At 72.2% G+C, this 20,246-nt stretch carries 5 protein-coding genes and 1 pseudogene; all 6 read left to right on the top strand.

The annotated features are described in order from the left end of the window. Nucleotides 1-14: 14 nt before the first annotated feature. Nucleotides 15-5,615, top strand: a pseudogene (locus OG948_RS03160) (SDR family NAD(P)-dependent oxidoreductase); the annotation flags it as partial. Nucleotides 5,616-5,624: 9 nt separating this feature from the next. Then, nucleotides 5,625-12,206: a type I polyketide synthase gene (locus OG948_RS03155; RefSeq protein ID WP_406293637.1), complete on the top strand. Its 6,582-nt coding sequence runs from the start codon at nt 5,625-5,627 to the stop codon at nt 12,204-12,206. A 2-nt stretch (nt 12,207-12,208) separates the two neighbouring features. Then, entirely contained in the window at nt 12,209-15,328 is a 3,120-nt protein-coding gene (locus OG948_RS03150) for a type I polyketide synthase (protein WP_406293635.1), read from the top strand. 169 nt (nt 15,329-15,497) lie between these two features. Beyond that, nucleotides 15,498-18,719 carry a non-ribosomal peptide synthetase gene (locus tag OG948_RS03145; protein ID WP_406293634.1) on the top strand — a complete coding sequence of 1,074 codons (3,222 nt, stop codon included), beginning with the start codon at nt 15,498-15,500 and terminating at the stop codon, nt 18,717-18,719. 60 nt (nt 18,720-18,779) lie between these two features. Next, nucleotides 18,780-19,550, top strand: a complete 771-nt coding sequence (locus tag OG948_RS03140; RefSeq protein ID WP_406293633.1) for a thioesterase II family protein — start codon at nt 18,780-18,782, stop codon at nt 19,548-19,550. 143 nt (nt 19,551-19,693) lie between these two features. Next, nucleotides 19,694-20,179 (top strand): hypothetical protein, encoded by a 486-nt coding sequence (locus OG948_RS03135; RefSeq protein ID WP_406293632.1) that lies wholly within the window; start codon nt 19,694-19,696, stop codon nt 20,177-20,179. Nucleotides 20,180-20,246: the final 67 nt, after the last annotated feature.

The raw sequence follows: 20,246 nt of genomic DNA, 5'->3' as shown, positions 1-20,246 counted from the left end.
TGGTGGAGGATGTCGACAAGCTCCGGTCCTACCTGCGACGCGCGGTCGGCGATGCGCAGGTTCTGCGCGAGCGGGTGCGTGAGTTGGAGGAGTCCGCTCGCGAGCCCGTCGCGGTCGTGGGTGTGGGGTGTCGCTTCCCGGGTGGGGTGAACTCCCCCGAAGGGCTGTGGGACGTGGTGTCCGGCGGTGTGGACGCGATGGGCGACTTCCCGTCGGATCGCGGATGGGACCTGGAGGCGCTCTACGACCCGGATCCCGAGGCGCACGGGAAGACGTACACGCGCACGGGCGGATTCCTGCGCGATCTGGCGGAGTTCGACGCGCCGTTCTTCGGCATCAGCCCGCGAGAGGCGCTGGCGATGGACCCCCAGCAGCGCTTGGTGCTGGAGACGTCGTGGGAGGCGCTGGAACGGGCGGGCATCGACCCGGCCGGGCTGCGGGGTTCGGCGACCGGGGTGTTCACCGGGATCTACGCGGTCGACTACGGCCCGCGCATGGGCAGCGGGGCGGCCGGCGAGGTGGAGGGCTTCACGATCGCGGGGACCTACACCAGCGTGGCCTCGGGCCGGGTGGCGTACGTGTTGGGCCTGGAGGGTCCCGCGCTGTCGGTGGACACCGCGTGCTCGTCGTCGCTGGTCGCCGTGCACCAGGCCGTGCGGTCCCTGCGTTCCGGGGAGTGCGCGTTGGCGCTGGCCGGTGGGGTGTCGGTGTTGCCGACACCGGGGATGTTCGTGGAGGCCGCCCGGCAGCGGGGTCTGTCGCCCGACGGTCGCTGCAAGTCGTTCTCGGACGCGGCCGACGGAACCGGCTGGGGCGAGGGCGCGGGCGTGCTGGTGCTGGAGCGGTTGTCGGACGCGCGGCGCAACGGCCGTCGGATCCTGGCAGTGGTCCGGGGCTCGGCGATCAATCAGGACGGAGCCTCCAACGGTTTGACCGCGCCGAGTGAACTGGCGCAGCGGCGGGTGATCCGAGCGGCCGTGACCGATGCCGGGCTGTCGCTCGGCGACGTGGACGCGGTGGAGGCGCACGGCACGGGCACGAAGCTGGGTGACCCGATCGAGGCGGAGGCGTTGCTGGCCACGTACGGGCAGGGTCGGGACGCCGGCAGCCCGCTGTGGCTGGGCTCGCTGAAGTCGAACATCGGCCACACACAGGCCGCGGCGGGCGTCGGCGGCATGATCAAGATGATCATGGCGATGCGCCACGGGGTGCTGCCCAGGACGTTGCACGCGGCACGCCCGACCCCGCACGTCGACTGGTCGGCCGGGGCGGTGGAACTGCTGACCGAGGCGCGGGAGTGGGCCGGTGCACCGGGGCGGCCGCGGCGCGCGGGTGTGTCGTCCTTCGGGGTCAGCGGCACGAACGCGCACGTCATCCTCGAAGAGGCACCCGAAGCCCCCGAGGCACCCGAGGCATCCGAGCCGGACGAGGCCCCGGTTCCTTCGGCCACGGTTTGCGCCGGCGGTCTCTCCGGCGCCGTGCCGTGGGTACTGTCGGCGCGATCGAAGGAGGCCCTGCGGGAGCAGGCACTGCGGCTGCGGGACAGCGTGGTCGCGGACCCGGACCTGCCCATCGCGGAGGTGGGTTCCGCGCTGGTGGCGACGCGATCCCTGTTCGAGCACCGCCAGGTGGTGATCGGAGCGGACCGGGACGAACTGCTCGCCGGCCTGGCCGCCGTGGCCGAAGGGGCCAGGAATCCCGCCGGTGTGGTCACCGGCGTCGCGAAGCCGTTGGGCAGGACGGTGTTCGTCTTCCCGGGCCAGGGGTCGCAGTGGCCGGCGATGGGGCGGGAGTTGTGGGAGTCGAGCCCGGTCTTCGCCGAGCAGATCCGCGAGTGCGCGCAAGCGCTGGAGCCGTGGGTGTCCTGGTCGTTGATCGACACCGTGTGCGGGGGACCGGAGGCGGCGGACCTGGATCGCGCCGATGTCGTCCAGCCGGTGCTGTTCGCGGTGATGGTGTCGCTGGCGCGGGTGTGGCGTTCGCTGGGGGTGACACCGGACGCGGTGATCGGCCACTCCCAGGGCGAGATCGCCGCGGCCTGCGTCGCGGGAGCCCTGACCCTGCGGGACGCGGCCAAGATCGTGGCCGTACGGTCCCGACTGCTGGCCACGGCCAGCCAGGACGGCGGCATGGCCGGGATCGTGGCGCCCCGGGACCGGGTGCAGGAGCTGCTGCGGCCGTGGCAGTCCCGGGTCGCGATCGCCGGGATCAACGGACCGTACTCGACGACCGTCTCGGGCGAGGCCTCGGCGGTCCGGGAGTTGGTCGCGCTCTGCGAGTCCGAGGGCATTCGCGCGCGCTGGATCCCGGCGAGCGTTCCCGGACACTCGGCGATGATGGACCGCTTCGCGGACCCGCTGCGGGAGGGACTGGGCCGGATCCCGGCGGTGTCCTCGCCGGTGGCGTTCTACTCGACGGTGACCGGCGGGCCGATCGACACCGCGGAGCTGGACGCGGCCTACTGGTTCCGCAACATGCGGGAACCGGTGCAGTTCGAAGCCGCCATGCGGCGCCTCCTGGAAGAGGACTACGGCGCGTTCGTCGAGGTCAGCCCGCACCCGCTGCTCACCATCAACATCCAGGACATGCTCGACGGCACCCCCGGTGCCGGCCGGGTGGTGGTGGGTTCGCTGCGCCGCGGCGACGGTGGGCCGGCGCGGTTGTACCGGTCGGTGGCCGAGGTCTTCGTGGCGGGCGCCGCGGTGTCGTGGGAGGCGGCGCTCCCGAGGCCGGACGGCCGGTGGGTCGAGTTGCCCACGTACGCCTTCCAGCGACAGCGCTACTGGCTGGACGCCCCCCACGAGACGACCGGCGAGAGCACGTCGGACCACCCGCTGCTCGATGCCGTGATCGATCTGCCCGACGACGGGGAGCGCGGGGGAGTGGTGGGCAGCGGGCGCCTGTCGCTGCGCCGCCACCCGTGGCTCGCCGACCATGTGGTCCACGGGGCCGTGCTGGTGCCGGGGACGGTGGCGGCGGAGCTGGCGGTGTGGGCGGCGCGCAAGGTGGGCTGCGACGTCGTCGACGAACTCACCCTGGAGACACCGCTGGTGTTGTCCCGTACGGCCGATCGCGAGATTCGCGTCGTGGTCGACGGCAAGCGGGTGATCAGCGTGTACTCACGCGGTGAGGGCGAACCCGAGTGGACGCGCAATGCCGTCGGGGTCGTCGGGTCCGATACCGGAGGAATCCGGAGGGAGGACGACCTGGTCGCGTGGCCTCCCGCGGGCGCGGTCGAGGTGCCCTTCGAGGACGAGTACGCCAGGTTGTCCGCCCTCGGGTTCGACCACGGGCCGCTGTTCCGCGGGCTGAAGCAGGTGTGGCGCCGTGACGACGACCTGTTCGCGGAGGTGGAGTCGCCCGCGCACGAGGGTGCGGATCCGGGCCCGTTCCGGATCCACCCGGCGCTGCTGCACGCCGCGTTGCTCCCGATCGGCCTGGGGAACTTCGTCGAGGACTCCGGGTCCGAGGGCCGACTGCCGTACCGCTGGACGAGGATCCGCCTGAACTCCGCGGCGCCGACCGTGCTGCGCGTCCGGCTCGCGCCCGCGGGCGAGAACGCGTTGTCCGTGGCCATCGCGGACCACACCGGAGCACCGATCGGCGGCGTCGAGTCGCTGACCCTGCGGCCGGTGGACGTCGCGAAGCTGGCCGAGTCGGGCTTCGACCACCAGGACTCGCTGTTCCGGGTGGACTGGATCCCCCTCCCGGTCGCGTCCGGGGAGGCCGCGGGCGGGTACGCGGCGCCGGGTGCTCCCGAGGGGGTGGCCGCGTCCCCGGGACAGGGCGGACCGGTCTTCGCCGACCTCGACGAACTCGCCGCCTCCGGTGGGGCGATACCCCCGGTCGTGATCGTCGGCATCGATCCGGCGGACACGGGCGTCGGCGACCCGCCCGCCGCGGTCGAGCGGAACCTCCACCGGGTGCTGAGGTGGACGCAGGCCTGGCTCGCCGACGACCGGTTCTCCGACGCGCGCCTGGTCGTGGTGACGCGGGAGGCGGTCCAGGACGAGCAGGTCCTTCGCCCCGACCCCGTGGCGGCCGCGATCTGGGGATTCGTGCGCACCGCGCAGACCGAGAACCCGGGCCGGTTCACGCTCGTGGACACGGACGACCGGCCCGATTCGTGGGCGGGCGTACCGGCGGCGGCCGCCACCGCAGAGCCCCAGCTCAAGATCCGAGCCGGCGTCGTGAGCACCCCGCGACTGGCGCACGTTTCGGGCACGTCCGCCGGTGGCGGGATCCTCGGCGAGGCGGCGGACGGTCCCGGTCTCGGCTCCGGGACGGTGCTGATCACCGGAGGCACCGGCGGCCTGGGGGCGATGCTGGCCCGGCACGTGGTGGCGCGGCACGGGGTGCGGCGGTTGGTGTTGACGAGCAGGCGAGGGCCGGCGGCTCCGGCGGCGGCAGGGCTGCGGGACGAGTTGACCGCGGCGGGCGCGCACGTCGAGATCCTCGCCTGCGACGTCACGAGCCGTGCGTCCGTCGCCGAGCTGATCGCCGCGGTGCCGCACGAGCACCCGCTGACGGCGGTGATCCACTGCGCGGCCGTGCTGGACGACGGTGTCGTCGAGGCGCTGACCGAGGACCGTGTGGACACGGTGCTGGCGCCGAAGGTGCGCGGCGCCTGGTACCTGCACGAACTGACCCGGCACCTGGACCTGTCCGCGTTCGTGCTGTTCTCCTCGATCGCGAGCGTGCTCGGGACCGCGGGGCAGGCCAACTACGCGGCGGCGAACGCGTTCCTCAACGGGTTGGCGGAAGCCCGTCGGGCCGAGGGGCTGGCCGGCGGCTCGTTGTGCTGGGGGTACTGGGCGGAACGCACCGAGGGCGGCGCCGACCTCGGTGCGGCGGACATCGTGCGCCTGCAGCGGCAGGGCGTGCAGCCGATGTCGTCGTACGAGGGGCTCGCGCTCTTCGACGCGGTGATCTCGCGGAACGAGCCGGTGCTGGTGCCGGCGCGGCTGAACCTGCCGGCGCCGGGCGCGCCGCAGGCCGGCCACGCGGGTTCGCCGCTTCTGCGCACGCTGATCGGCACGTCCGCCCGTCCCGGCGGCCCGGGGAGCCGAGAGGTCGCCGACGTGGGGATCGCGCAGCGGATCAGGTCGCTGCCGCGGGCCGACGCGGAGGCGATGTTGCTCGACGCCGTTCGGGCGCAGACCGCGATCGTCCTCGGCCACGTCGACACCGGGCGGGTCGGTCCCGGCACGGCGTTCAAGGATCTCGGGATCGATTCGCTGATGGCACTGGAGCTGCGGAACAAGCTGGCGGCGGTGACCGGCCTGAAGCTGTCCGCCACGCTCGCGTTCGACTACCCGAACCCGAGCAGCCTCGCCCGGTTCCTGAACGCGGGCATCCATCCCGAGCCCGCCGGCGACCGGCAATCGCCGGCCGATCGCCTGACCAAGGAGATCGAAGCACTGGGCGCTCGGCTCGAGGACGCGTTCCTCGGGCTCGCGGCCGAGGACAAGGCCACCATTTCCACTTTGCTCGGCGAACTGCAGGGCCGTGTCCGTTCGATGGCGGGCGACGGATCACCGGTCGGCGTCGCCGAGCGGATCGGTTCGGCATCAGTGGGCGAGCTGCTCTCGCTGCTGGACAAAGAGCTCGGCTAGGGGAGAGCGATGACGAACGACAACAACGCCGATGTTCTCGACTACCTCAAGCGGACATCGATCGAGCTGATCGAAACACGTCGGCGCCTGCAGGAACTGACGGAGGCCGCCGCCGAGCCGATCGCGGTCGTGGGTCTCGCCTGCCGTTTCCCGGGCGGGGCGGTGTCTCCGGAGGCCCTGTGGGACCTGGTGGAGGCGGGCCGGGACGCGGTGTCGCACTTCCCGGACGACCGCAACTGGGACGTGGCGAGCCTGTACGACCCGGACCCGGACCGGCCGGGTACCTGCTACACGCGCTCGGGCGGGTTCCTGCACGACGCGGGTGACTTCGACGCCGAGTTCTTCGGGATCAACCCGCGTGAGGCGCTGGCCGCGGACCCGCAGCATCGGTTGTTGCTGGAGTCCTCGTGGGAGTCCCTGGAACGGGCCGGCATCGACCCGCGGACCCTGCACGGCAGCGACACCGGCGTCTTCGCCGGTCTGGCGTACTTCGGGTATGGGAACCACTTCTTCACCCCCGAGAGCATCACCGGCTACGGGCAGACCGGTTCTCTGCTGAGCGTGGCGTCCGGGCGGGTGGCGTACGCGCTGGGCCTGGAGGGCCCGGCGGTGTCGACCGACACCGCGTGCTCGTCGTCGCTGGTGGCCGTGCACCAGGCGGTGCAGTCGCTGCGGCAGGGGGAATGCGCGCTGGCCCTGGCCGGGGGCGTCACCGTGATGGGGACGACGCAGGTGTTCCGGGAGATGTCGCGGCAGCGGGGCCTGGCGGTGGACGGTCGGTGCAAGGCGTTCGCCGACGCGGCCGACGGCACCGGCTTCTCGGAGGGCGTCGGGATGCTGGTGTTGGAGCGGTTGTCGGACGCGCGCCGCAACGGGCGGCGGATCCGGGCGGTGATCCGGGGCTCGGCGATCAACCAGGACGGGGCGTCCAACGGGATGACCGCGCCGAACGGGCCCGCGCAGCAGCGGGTGATCCGGGCGGCGTTGGCGAACTCCCGCCTGCGGGCGAGCGACGTGGACGTGGTGGAGGCCCACGGGACCGGTACGACGCTGGGCGATCCGATCGAGGCGCAGGCGCTGCTGGCCACCTACGGTCAGGACCGGGATCCCGGCCGGCCGTTGTGGCTGGGGTCGTTGAAGTCGAACATCGGCCACGCGCAGGCCGCCGCGGGCGTCGGCGCGATGATCAAGATGATCATGGCGATGCGGCACGGGGTGCTGCCCAGGACGTTGCACGTGGACCGCCCGACGACGCATGTGGACTGGTCGGCCGGGGCGGTGGAACTGCTGACCGAGGCCAGGGAGTGGCCGAGCACCCCGGGACGGCCCCGGCGGGCGGGCGTGTCCGCCTTCGGGGCCAGCGGCACCAACGCGCACCTGATCCTGGAGGAGGCGCCCGGAGCGGAGACGCCGCCCGACGTCGCCGACGAAGCGGTCGCGAGCGTCGTCCGACCGGTGCCGTGGGTCGTGTCGGCGCGGTCGGCGGCGGCGCTGCGGGCACAGGCGGAGAAGCTGCGCGAATTCGCCGCCGCCGACCCGGATTCGCACGTCGTCGACATCGGGTGGTCGCTGGTGGCCGACCGGGCGCGGTTCGAACATCGAGCGGTGGTGCTGGGCCGTGACCGGGACGAGTTGCTGAGCGGTCTGGCGTCGTTGGGCGAGGGCGCGGAGTCCGCCGCGGTGGTGCGCGGTGTCGCCGGCGACCTCGGTGGCACGGTCTTCATGTTCCCCGGCCAGGGATCGTCGTGGGTGGGTGTGGCCGGGCAACTGTACGACGCCTTCCCCGTCTTCGCGCAGAGCCTCGACGAGGTCTGCGAACGCTTCGACACCCACCTGCCGTACGCGCTCAAGCCCCTGCTCCTCGCCGACGCGCCCGAGGCGGCCCGAGCGCAGCGAACGGACATCGCGCAACCCGCGCTGTTCGCCCTTCAGGTCGGCCTGTACCGGCTCATGGCGCGGTTCTGCGGCGAGCCGAACCACCTGATCGGTCACTCCGTCGGCGAGATCGCCGCCGCGCACGTGTCCGGCGCCCTCGACCTGGACAGCGCGACACGGCTCGTGGCCGCGCGCGGGCGGGTCATGCAGACGGTCACCGAGCGCGGCGCGATGCTGGCGGTACGCGCCTCGGAAGAGCACGTGAGCGCGTTGCTCGGCCCGGACGACCGGGTCGGCATCGCCGCCGTCAACGGCCCGGAGTCGGTGGTGCTCTCGGGCCACCGCGAGGCGGTCGTCGAACTGCGTGAACGACTCGTCGCCGGCGGCACCTCGGCGAAGCTGCTCGAGGTCGACCACGCGTTCCACTCCCCGCTCATGGAGCCGATCCTGGACGAGTTCGCGGCCTCGATCGGCGAAATTCCCGCGGGCCGCGTCTCGATCCCGGTCGTCTCGACCAGATCGGGCCGCGTGGCCACGCTCGAAGAGTTGACGTCCGTCACGCACTGGGTGAGGCACGTCCGCGAACCCGTCCGCTTCTTCACCGCGGTGGAGTGCGCCCGTGCGGCCGGTGCGAGCGCCTTCCTCGAAGTGGGGCCGGGGTCGACCCTGACCAGCATCACCAAGGAGGCGTTCGCCGGCGCGGGCGCGGACGACGCGGTGGTCCTGTCGGCCTCGCGGCGCAACCGCGAGGCGGTGCGGACGCTGCTCGGCGCGTTGGCCCAGTTCCACGTCCGGGGCGGAGCCGTGGACTGGGGTGCCCTGTTCGGGGCGCGCCGGTCCGTGGACCTGCCGACGTACGCCTTCCAACGGCAGCGGTACTGGCTGGACTTCCTGGCCGGGATGGGCACCGGGGACGTGGCCTCGGTCGGGCTGGCGACTCCGCGGCACCCGCTGCTGGGGGCCGCGGTGGACCACCCCGGCACCGACGAGGTGGTGTTCACCGATCTGTGGTCCCTGCGGACCCACGACTGGCTGGCCGATCACGCCGTGTTCGGCGCGGTCGTGGTGCCGGCGACGGTCTACCTGGACCTGGCGCTGTCGGTGGGCGACTTCCTCGGGTGCGCCGCGATCGAGGAACTCTCCCTGGAGGTTCCCCTGATCCTTCCCGACGCGGGCGACGTACAGGTGCGGATCGTGGTCGGCGCGGCGGACGAGCGAGGACACCGCTCCGTGGACGTGTACTCGCGTCCCGGCGACGACGAGCGGACGGTCGGCGGCTGGACCCGGCACGCGACGGGGAGTCTGGCACCGAGCGCCCCGCGCACGGCCGCGGGGCCCGACGACGCGCAGGCCCTTGCCGCGTGGCCACCGGCCGGGGCGAGCCGGATCGGCATCGACGGGCTGTACGACTCCTTCGAGGACGCGGGCTTCGAGTACGGGCCGACCTTCCGCGGGCTGCGCGAAGTGTGGCGGCGCGACGACGATCTCTTCGCGACGGCCACCCTGCCGGTGACCGCCGACGGCTCGGCCGCCGGCGGGTACGCCCTGCATCCGGCGCTGATCGACGCCGCGCTGCACACGGTCGTGGCCGGCGCCGTCGTCGACGTGACGGGCGGTCGGGGCTGGATGCCCTTCTCGTGGTCCGGGGTGGAGCAACTCGGGGAGTGCGGCTCGACCGTGCGGATCCGGGTCTCCCCGGCCGGTGAGGCCGCCGTGTCGGTGGTGGTCGCCGACGAGCACGGCCGCACGATCGCGCGGATCGAGGCGTTGACCTTCCGCCCGGCGAGCGCCGAGCAACTGCGCTCGGCCCGCCGCGGCCACGAGCAGTCGCTGTACGAACTGGAATGGCGACCGCTCCCGCAGAGCGGACGAGAAACCCTCGGCGTGCGATGGGGCGTTCTCGGCGCGAAGGACGGCTTGGCCTCCCGGCTCCTGGAAGCGGGTGCCGAGACCGTCGTCTTCCACGCGTCCATGAACGACGTCCTCGCGGGCGAGGCGCCCCCGCACATCGTGCTGTGCCTGGACGACTTCGTGAGCGCGGACCCCGATCTGCTCGCCACGGTCGGCGACACGGACACGCGCGTGCTGGAGTGGGTCCAGCGGTTCCTCGCCGAGGAGTCGCTCGCCGAATCCACGCTGGTGGTCCTCACCCGCCTGGCCCTGGACACCGGTGGAGGGGAGAGCGTCGAAAGCCTCCCCGGCGCGTCCGTATGGGGCCTGATCCGGTCCGCGCAGACGGAGCACCCCGGCAGGTTCCGGCTGGTGGATGTCGACGACGAACAGACGTCCTGGGCACGCCTCGCGGACGCGCTCGCCACCGGCGAGGAGCAACTGGCCCTGCGCGGCGGCGGGTATCTCGTCCCCCGGATGACGGCGACCACGGCCGCGCACCACCGGATCGAGCCACCGGCGCCCGGCGCCCACCGGCTCGGCATCCCGACCAAGGGCACGCTGGAGAACCTGACCTGGGTTCCCTGCCCCGAGGTGGAGGCACCCCTGACGAGTGGTCAGGTGCGCGTCTCGGTGCACGCCGCGGGGCTCAACTTCCGGGACGTCACGATCGCCCTGGGACTGGTGGACCGGACGGCCATCGACGCCGGGATCGGCAGCGAGGGCGCCGGAATCGTGCTGGAGGTGGCGGACGACGTCACCGCTTTGGCACCGGGCGACCGGGTGATGGGCATCTTCTCCGGCGCCTTCGGCCGCGTGGCCGTGGCGGACCACCGCCTGCTCATGCCCATCCCCGAAGGCTGGAGCCACACCGAGGCGGCGTCGGTGCCGGGCGCCTTCCTCACCGCCTACCACGCGCTCTTCCGCGTGGCGAAGCTCGAGAAGGGCCAACGGATCCTCATCCACGCCGCCGCGGGCGGCGTGGGGATGGCCGCCGTCCAGCTGGCGAAACACGTGGGTGCCGAGATCTACGGAACCGCGAGTCCGGCCAAGTGGCCGACCCTGCGCGCTCTGGGGCTGGACGACGCGCACCTGGCGTCGTCGCGGGACCTGGAGTTCGCGGACGCGTTCCTGGCCTCCTCGCACGGGCGCGGTGTGGATTTCGTGCTGAACTCGCTCGCGCACGACTTCGTCGACGCCTCGCTGAAGCTGCTCCCCGAGGGCGGGAGCTTCGTCGAGATGGGGAAGACGGACATCCGCGATCCGCAGCGGGTGGCAGCCGACCACCCGGGCGTCGACTACCAGGCCTTCGACCTCTACGAGGCGGGCCCGGACGCGATCCACGAGATGTTCCGCGCCGTCATGGAACTGTTCGCCGACGGGCGGCTGCACCTGAATCCGATCGCCGTGCGCAACATCCGCGACGCGCGCAAGGCGTTCCGCGAGATGAGCCAGGGCCGCAACATCGGGAAGGTCATTCTCGACCTGGGCAGCGGCTTCGGCAGTGGGACCGTCCTGGTCACCGGCGGGACCGGAGGAGTGGGTTCGCTGGTGGCGCGGCATCTCGTCGCCGAACACGGGGTGCGCAGCCTGGTGCTGGCGAGCCGTCGGGGCATGGCGGCCGACGGGGCCGCCGAGCTGGTCTCGGACCTGGCGGCGGCGGGCGCGGTGGTCAAGGTCGCGGAATGCGATGTCGCGGACCGGGCCGCGGTGGTGGACCTGCTCGCGGACATGCCGCCCGGGCACCCGCTGACGGCGGTCGTGCACGCGGCGGGTGTCCTGGCGGACGGCACCCTCGAATCGCTGACCGCGGAGAGCCTCGACCGCGTGTTGCGCGCCAAGGCCGGCGGCGCGGTCAACCTGCACGAGCTGACCAGGGGCCACACCCTGTCGGCATTCGTGCTGTTCTCCGCGCTCGCGGGCACGCTCGGCACCGCGGGACAGGCGAACTACGCCGCGGCGAACGGGTTCCTGGACGGTCTGGCGGCCCAGCGCAGGGCCTCCGGCCTGGTCGGCACGTCGCTGTGCTGGGGCTGGTGGGAGCAGCGCAGCGGGATGACCGCGGACCTGGACGAGGTCGACCTCTCGCGGGTCCGGCGGCTGGGCATCGCCGAGATGCCCACACCCGAGGCGCTGGCCCTGTTCGACGCGGCGTGCGCGCTCGACAAGCCCGTGCTCATCCCGGCCCGGCTGGACCTCTCCGCGCTGCGGAGCAGGACCGGTGCCGAACCGCCGCTGCTCCTGCGCGACCTCGTCGAGGGTGGCCGGTCGCCCCGGAAGCGGGCGAGCACGACCAGGGACGGCGGTTCGCTCGGGTTGCCCGCCCGGCTGGCGGGTCTCGCGGAGGGCGACGCGCAGGCGACGGTGCTGGACTGGATCCGCGACCAGGTCGCCATCGTGCTCGGACACCCGTCCAGTGCGGCCGTCGACGCCGACCAGGCGTTCACCCAGCTCGGATTCGACTCGCTGACCTCGGTCGAACTGTGCAACCGCCTGGCCTCCTCGACCGGGCTGCGCCTGGCATCCACCCTGGTCTTCAGCTACCCGACGCCGCGGGAGCTGGGCGGACACATCTTCGGCCTGCTGCGTCCGGCGGCGCCGCAGGCGAGCCCGGACGAGGACGCCGAGATCCGGGAACTGTTGCGAAACGTCCCGATCGACAGGCTGCGGAGCGCGGGCCTCCTGGAGTCGGTTCTGGCGTGTGCCGACCCGCCTCGGTCGGACGCCGAGGGGCAGGTGCCGGACGCGCACGCCGACGCGGGCGAACTGGCGGCCATGGACCTGGAAGCACTCGTCGGCCTGGCTCTGGATGAGAGGGGCAAGTGACCATGGACAACTCCGCGGATCGCACAGCGGACGGCGCGGCCCGGGTCGAGCGGGCGCTCCGCACATTGTTGGAGGAACGCGACCGCCTGCGGCTGGAGATCGACGCCCTGAAGGCCGGCCGGGTCGAGCCGATCGCCGTGGTGGCCATGGCGTGCCGCTACCCGCGAGGGGTGTCCTCGCCCGAGGACCTGTGGGACATGGTGCGCGGCGGCCTGGACGCGGTGGACGAGTTCCCGGGGGACCGCGGATGGCGGGATCTGTACGACCCCGACCCCGACACGGCCGGCAGCTCGTACGTGCGGCACGCGGGATTCCTCACGGACGCGGCCGACTTCGACGCGGAATTCTTCGGCATCAGTCCGCGTGAGGCGTTGGCGATCGACCCCCAGCAGCGCCTGTTGTTGCAGACGTCGTGGGAGGTCTTCGAGCGGGCGGGCATCGTTCCCGCCGATGTGCGCGGGGCCGACATCGGTGTCTTCACCGGGGTGAGCTCGTCCGAGTACGGGTCGCGCTTCCTGGAGGGGGGCCGGAACGAGCTGGAGGGCTACCTGATGCACGGGAGCGCGCTGAGCGTCGCGTCCGGCCGGGTGGCGTACGAACTGGGGCTGACCGGGCCGGCGGTGAGCGTGGACACGGCATGCTCGTCGTCGCTGGTGGCCCTGCACCTGGCGACGCAGTCGCTGCGTTCGGGGGAGTGCTCGCTCGCCCTGGCGGGCGGGGTGTCGGTGATGTCGACGCCGGCGATCTTCGTGGAGTTCTCCCGGCAGCGCGGTCTGTCGGCGGACGGCCGGTGCAAGTCCTTCGCGGACGGAGCCGACGGCACCGGCTGGGCGGAGGGGGTGGGTGTGCTGCTGCTGGAGCGGCTGTCCGACGCCCGCCGCAACGGCCACCCGGTGTTGGCGGTCGTGCGCGGTTCCGCGGTGAACCAGGACGGGGCCAGCAACGGGTTGACCGCCCCCAACGGACTTGCCCAGGAGAAGGTGATCCGGCAGGCGCTGGCGAACGCCGGGGTCGCGCCCGGCGAGGTGGACGCGGTCGAGGCGCACGGGACCGGAACCGTGCTCGGGGACCCCATCGAGGCACACGCCCTGCTGGCGACCTACGGGCGGGACCGGGCCGAGGGCAGCCCGCTTTGGCTGGGGTCGATGAAGTCGAACATCGGTCACGCCCAGGCCGCGGCCGGCGTCGCCGGGGTGATCAAGATGGTGATGGCCATGCGCCACGGCTTCCTGCCGAAGACCCTGCACGTGGATACGCCCACGCGGCACGTGGACTGGTCCTCCGGCGCGGTGGAACTGCTGGTGGAGGGGCGTGAGTGGATCCGCGCGGACGGTCCGCGGCGAGCCGGTGTGTCGTCGTTCGGAGTCAGCGGCACCAACGCGCACGTGATCCTGGAGGAGGAACCGCCACCGGCGCCGACGACGGACGGGCGTGGTCCGGACTCGGGCGTCGGCGGGCTGGTGCCGTGGGTGGTGTCGGGCAAGAGCGCGGCGGCCGTGCAGCGGCAGGCGGGCAGTCTGCGCGACTTCGCCGCGGCCGAGTCGGGTGCCGATGTCGCCGACATCGGCTGGTCGTTGTGGTCGAGCCGGTCGCGGTTCGAGCATCGTGCCGTGGTGCTGGGCCGTGATCGGGACGAACTGCTGGACGGTCTGGCGTTGTTGGGCGAGGGCGTGGAGTCCGCCGCGGTGGTGCGCGGGGTCGCCGGGAACCTCGGCGGTGTCGTGTTCATGTTCCCGGGGCAGGGGTCGCAGTGGGTCGGGATGGGCCGGGAACTGTACGACACCTTCCCGGTCTTCGCGCGCGGCCTCGACGAGTGCGCGGTCGCCCTGGCCGAGTGGGTCGACTGGTCGCTGCTCGATGTGGTGCGCGGCGTGGAGGGGGCGCCGACGCTGGACCGGGTGGACGTGGTGCAGCCGGCGTTGTTCTCGGTGATGGTGTCGATGGCCGCGCTGTGGCGGTCGTGGGGGGTGGAACCGGCCGCGGTGGTGGGGCACAGCCAAGGCGAGATAGCCGCCGCCCACGTGTGCGGAGCGTTGTCGTTGCGCGATGCCGCCAAGATCGTGGCCCTGCGCAGCAAGGCTCTGCTGGGGTTGATCGGGCACGGCGGGATGGCGTCGATCGCGGAATCCGCGGAATCGGTGACGGCACGGCTGACTCCGTGGAAGGACCGGGTGAGCGTCGCCGTGGTCAACGGACCCCGTTCGGTGGTGGTGTCCGGGGAACCGGACGCGCTCGACGAATTCGTCGAGAAGATGAAGGCCGAAGGCGCTCAGGCGCGGAGAATATCGGTCGACTACGCCTCGCATTCGCACCAGGTGACCCGGGTCCGCGATCAGGTGATCGGACCGTTGTCCGACGTGCGTCCGAAAACGTCGACGCTGCCCTTCTATTCGACCCTGCACGGCGAAACAATCGATACCGCGGAGCTGAACGGCGAGTACTGGTACGACAATCTGCGCGAGAAAGTGCTCTTCGAATCGTCCGTCCGGCGGCTGATCGCCGACGGTTTCCGGGGGTTCATCGAGATGAGCCCGCACCCCGTGTTGACCGTCCCGGTACAGGAGATGGTCGAGGATCTGGACGACGCGGTGGTCCTGTCGTCGTCACGGCGGGATCGGGGCGAGGCGGAGGCCGTGGTCGGCTCGCTGGCCCAGCTGTACGTCCGCGGCGGAGCCGTGGACTGGGGCGCACTGTTCGGGGCGCGCCGGCGGGTGGAGCTGCCGACGTACGCGTTCCGGCGGCAGCGGTACTGGCTGAACTCCGTGCACACGACGCCGGTGGCGGAGCCGGTCTCGACGGAACCACCCGCGGACGACGAGCAGGCCGTGCCCCTGTCGGACCGGCTCGCCGCCCTTGCCGACGGGGACGCGAAGGCACTCGTGCTGGAGCACGTCCTCGCGAAGGTCGCCGTCGTGCTCGGACACCCCGCCGACGAGACGATCGACCCCGACCGGGAGTTCCGGGACATCGGCTTCGACTCGCTGCTGTCGGTGGAGCTGAGCAAACGCCTGGCCGCGTCGACCGGACTCAAACTGAGGGCGAACCTGGTGCTGCGGCACCCCACACCCAGGCGAGTCGCCGAGCACGTCACGTCCTCGATGGCCGACCGCGCTCCGCGGTGATCCCACCGCCGCCCCGGGACCGTCCCGTCGGCGGGACACCGCACGTTCGACAGCGGTGCGCCCGTCCCGACACCCCATTGTCTTGACCGGCTGATCCACTTCCGTGAATGTGGAAGTGGTCTGCGAATTCCTCAGGTTCCCGAGCCTGCCTGCTGAGGGGATGTTCCCTGTGCGTTCGTTCGGTGCGTCGTCGGCGCACAAAGGATTGTGGCTGGCGCAGAAGATGTCCCCCGACACGCTGAACCATGCGTTGACCATGTGGGATGTGGACGGTGAATTGGACGCGGCGGTCATGGAATCCGCATTCCTGCACGTGCTGGGCGAAGCGGAAGTGCTGCGTGTCAACTTCGTCGACGACGGAAGCGGATTGCGGCTGGTGCCGCGGGAATTGGGCGACTGGCGGCCGTTCTTCCTGGATCTGGCCGGCGAGGCCGATCCCGAGCAGGCGGCGCGCGATGCGTTGGCCGACCTGATCAAGCAGCCGTTCGACCTGGAGCGCGATCTGCTGTTCCGGCTGGGGGTGGTCAAACTCGCGGCGGCCCGCTCGCTCGTGGTGATCGCCTACCACCACCTGATATCCGACGGGTACGGCGCGGGTGGCCTGCTGTCGCGGCGCCTCGCCGAGGTGTACACGGCGTTGGTGCGGGGGACCGGGATACCGGAGTTGCCGCACCCGTGGGATGTGGAGTCGTTCGCGGCCGGGGCGGCGGAGTACCAGGACTCCCCGAAGTTCACCGAGGACGCCGAGTTCTGGCGCGAGTACCTGGCGGACGCGCCCCCTCCCGCGCAGGTTCCGCGCGTCGCCCTGTCGGACGCGACGCGGTCCGCGCCGGCCGAACCGATGAGCAGCGCCGACCGCTGGGGGCAACTCGCGGACTCGATCGGCATGGTGAGCCGAACGCTGACGGTGCCGCGCGCCGAGGCGGACACCTGGACCGAGGCCGCGAAGTCCATGGGTGTGTGGATGTCGTCGTTGCTGACCGCCGCCGCGGCGGTGTACTTCCGGCACCGCTGCGACCGCCCGGAGTTCCTCGTCTCGCTCGCCGTGGGCAATCGGGTCGGGGCGGCGAGCAACACGCCCGGTCTGGCGGTGAACGTGGTGCCGGTGCGGGTGAAGGTTCCGCTCACCGCGACCTTCGGCGAGATCGCCGACGCGGTGGTGGACGAGACGTACGAGATCTTCGGTCGGACCGCCTGCCACTACTCGGAGATCCAGCGCGCGAGCGGAACCGTCCTGAGCGGCCGCGGCAGTTTCGGTGCCGTCGTCAACGTCGTCGAGTTCGCGGAGCAACTGCACTTCGCCGACAACCAGGCGCGCCACCTGGGCGCGACGACCGGGGTCTTCGACGAACTGTCGATCGGCGTCTACACCGACGGGAGCCCCGACAGCGACCTGTTCGTCCGACTCGACGCCCCCGCGGGCCTGTACACCGGTGCGGAACTGCGGTTCATCGGCGCGGAGTTGATCGCGTACACCAGTGCGCTGACGGCCGCCGATCCGCAACTGCCGGTCGGTGCGCTGGACGTGCTGCGCGGGGCCGAGCGGGACCGGGTGGCACCGACGGCGCCGAACGACCCGGATGTGCCGTGGTCGACGGTCGCGGAACTGTTCGCCCGCCGGGTGGAATCGGCCCCCGACGAGGTCGCGGTGGTGTCCGGGGACTCGGCCGTGTCGTACCGGGAACTGGACCAGCGGTCGAGTCGGCTGGCCGCGGCGTTGCGGCGTCGAGACGTCGGACCCGAGACCGTCGTGGCGGTGGCGATGCCGCGGTCGGTGGACCTGGTCGTCGCCCTGTTGGGGGTGGTGAAGGCGGGCGGAGCCTACCTGCCGATCGACCCGACGACCCCGGCGGAGCGGATCGCCTCGGTGGCCGGCGACGCGTCGGTGCGCCTGTTGCTCGCCGACGCGGCGACCGCCCGGGCGCGCTCCGCCGATCTCGATGTTCCGGCGCTCGTGTTCGACGACCTGGCGTCGGACGCCGACGACGACGGCGATGCGCGGGAGTTGCCGACCCCCTCGCATCCGAACAACCTGTTGGCTGTGATGTACGGTTCCGGATCGACCGGTGTGGCCACGGCGGTTGGCGTGACGCACCGGAACATGCAGCGGTTGGTCACGGATCGCCACTGGCGCGAAGGCGCCCGCGGCGCCGTGTTGTGGCACTCGCCGCACACCTTCGACGGGCTCGCCCTCGAAGTGTGGGCACCGTTGCTGAACGGCGGCCGGGTGGTCGTGGCTCCGCCGGGGGAGTCTTCCGTCCGGACCCTGACCGAGTCGCGAGCGGCGCACGAGATCTCCGCGGTGTGGCTGCCCGCGGGACTGTTCTCGGCGATCGCGGCGGAACGCCCCGAGTGCGTGGTCGGGTTGCGCGAGGTGTGGACCGGTGGTGATCACGTGTCCGCCGCCGCGGTGCGACGGATGCGGGAGGCGTGCCCCGAAGTGACCATCGTCAACGGTCACGGACCGACGGAGGCGACCGGGTTCGCCGCGGCCGACCGCCTGACGGCGGACGGACCGGTGCCGCCCGCGGGCGCGGTCGGCCGCCCGACGGACCACACCGCCCTCTACGTGCTGGGTCCGGGGCTGGCGCCGGTCCCCGTCGGCGTGACCGGAGAGCTGTACGTGGCCGGCCCCGGTCTGGCGCGCGGGTATCCCGGGCGACCCGGGCAAACCGCCGAGCGGTTCCTACCCTGCCCGTTCGGTCCGGCCGGTGGGCTGATGTACCGCACCGGGGACCGGGTGCGGTGGGGCGCCGACGAGCGCATCGAGTACGTGGGACGTGCCGACACCCAGGTGGACGTACGCGGTGTCCGGATCGAGCCGGCCGAGGCCGAGGAGGTGCTCTCGGAGCACCCCGGACTGGCGCAGTCGGTGGTGGTCGTCCGGAAGGACGCATCCGGGCAGCAGCGGCTGGTGGCCTACGTGGTCCCGGTGGGCGGTCGGGACGACCTCTCGAACGAGGAACTGCGCCGGTTCGCCGCGGGACGATTGCCGGAGTTCATGGTGCCCGCGGCGTTCGTGGTGCTGGAACGCCTGCCGGTGACGGCGGGCGGGAGGGTGGACCGGGCGTCGCTGCCGGAGCCCGCGTTCGACGACGGGTCGTACCGGGCACCGCGCAACCGCACCGAGCGGGTGCTGGCCGAGGCGTTCGCCGACGTGCTGGAGGTGGACCGGGTGGGCATCGACGAGGACTTCTTCGACCTCGGTGGGAACTCGCTCCGGGCGATCAGGCTGGTCGGCCTGATCCGGGCGGAACTGGGCCTCGAGGTGTCCATCCGCACGCTGTTCGCGGCGCGCACCATCACCGGTCTGTCGGACATGTGGGAGGACCTCTCCCGGTCGAGCAGGCCGGCCCTGCGCAGGAGGACGAAGGCGGGCGAAGTTCTCTGAGCGTCGGCCGCGGTCGCCGTCCACCCCGATCGTCACCCGGTGTGCGGAAAGGGATTTTCGATGAGCCGTCCGGTGGATGAGCGGTGGATACGTCGTTTCCGGGACGACGACGGGTGCGCGACGAAGCTCCTGTGCTTCCCCCATGCCGGCGGCTGGTCGAACGCGTACCGAACCTGGCCGCTGGGGCTGCCCCCGGACGTCGGTGTGCTCGCCGCGCGGTACCCGGGCCGGGAGGACCGGCTCGGGGATGCGTTCCCGTCCGGGCTGGAAGCCCTCGCGGACGACATCGCCGACGCGCTCGGCGAGCCGGCGCGGCATCGGCTGGTGCTGTTCGGTCACAGCATGGGGGCTTCGGTGGCGCACGAGGTGGCGCTGCGGCTGCAGAAACGGGGGTGCCCGCCGGCCGCGCTGTGCGTGTCCGGCCGACGTCCGCCGCATGCGCTGGAGGGTCTGCGGCAACATTTCGGCACGGACGAGGAGATCATCGCGGATGTCGTGCGCTTCGACGAGAGCTGCGCTCCGGTCTTCGCGGACCCCGACCTGCGGGAGATCCTGCTCCCCGCGATCCGCGCGGACTACCGCTTGGTGGACGACTATCCCGGTGGCCACCGGCCTCCGCTCGACTGCCCGGTCTACGGCTACACCGGTGACAGCGACACCGAGGTGAACCCGGAACAGATGCGCCGCTGGGCGGACACGACGAACGGCGCCTTCCGGCTCCGGGTGTTTCCCGGCGGGCACTTCTATCTCCGAGCCGAGGAAGCCGTACTGCTGGCGGACATGACGGACGTACTGGGCGGCCTCGAATGCCGTACGGAGGCCGCCCCGTAGGGTGTGCGAACGAGCGCCGCGCGGCAGCACGCATCCGTCGTCGCCACGCAGGGTCGGGGACCATCGCGGTGACCACCCGCCGGTGGCGCCACCCCGGGGCGCGGTAGCTTGCGATGGCACAACATATGCGCCATGATGGCGCCATGGATGTAAGCCCGTTCGTGGACAAACTCGGGCGCGAGTTCGCCGCGCTCGTTCGAGCCGATCATGCGGACGCCGCCGCGCCCGCCGCGCGGCTGGAGTCGGTGATCCGACGCACGTTGTTCGACGCGCTGACGGCCGCCGCGGACGAGATCAACCGCGACCTCGCCCCGGGCTTCGTCGAACTCCACCTGCGTGGAGGTGAACCGAACTTCGTCGTGACGCCGGCGTCGCCCGACGGGTCGTCCGAGACCGCCGCGCGCGGTGGCGCGCCGAGCGCCGAGGAAGGTGCCGGCGCGCGTGTCACCGTGCACATGCCCCGGCACCTGAAGGCGCGCATCGAGCAGGCGGCCTGCCACGAAGGGCGTTCGGTGGACGCGTGGTTCGCCGGGGTGGCCGCCGCGGCGGTGCGCCGCGATCGCGCCCCCGCCCCCGCCGAGCGGCGGGGCAGACGAGGGCGGCAGCGCTACACCGCCTGGGTGCACTGAACCAAGCCGGACCGATATCCCGCTCGTCCCGCCACAGGGGGACGGCCGTCGGAAATTCGGAAATGAA

It is taken from the genome of Embleya sp. NBC_00888 (assembly GCF_045207655.1).
GTDB lineage: Bacteria > Actinomycetota > Actinomycetes > Streptomycetales > Streptomycetaceae > Embleya.
Note: the sequence above shows the minus strand (reverse complement) of the source record. Positions and strands in the feature narration are given on the sequence as shown.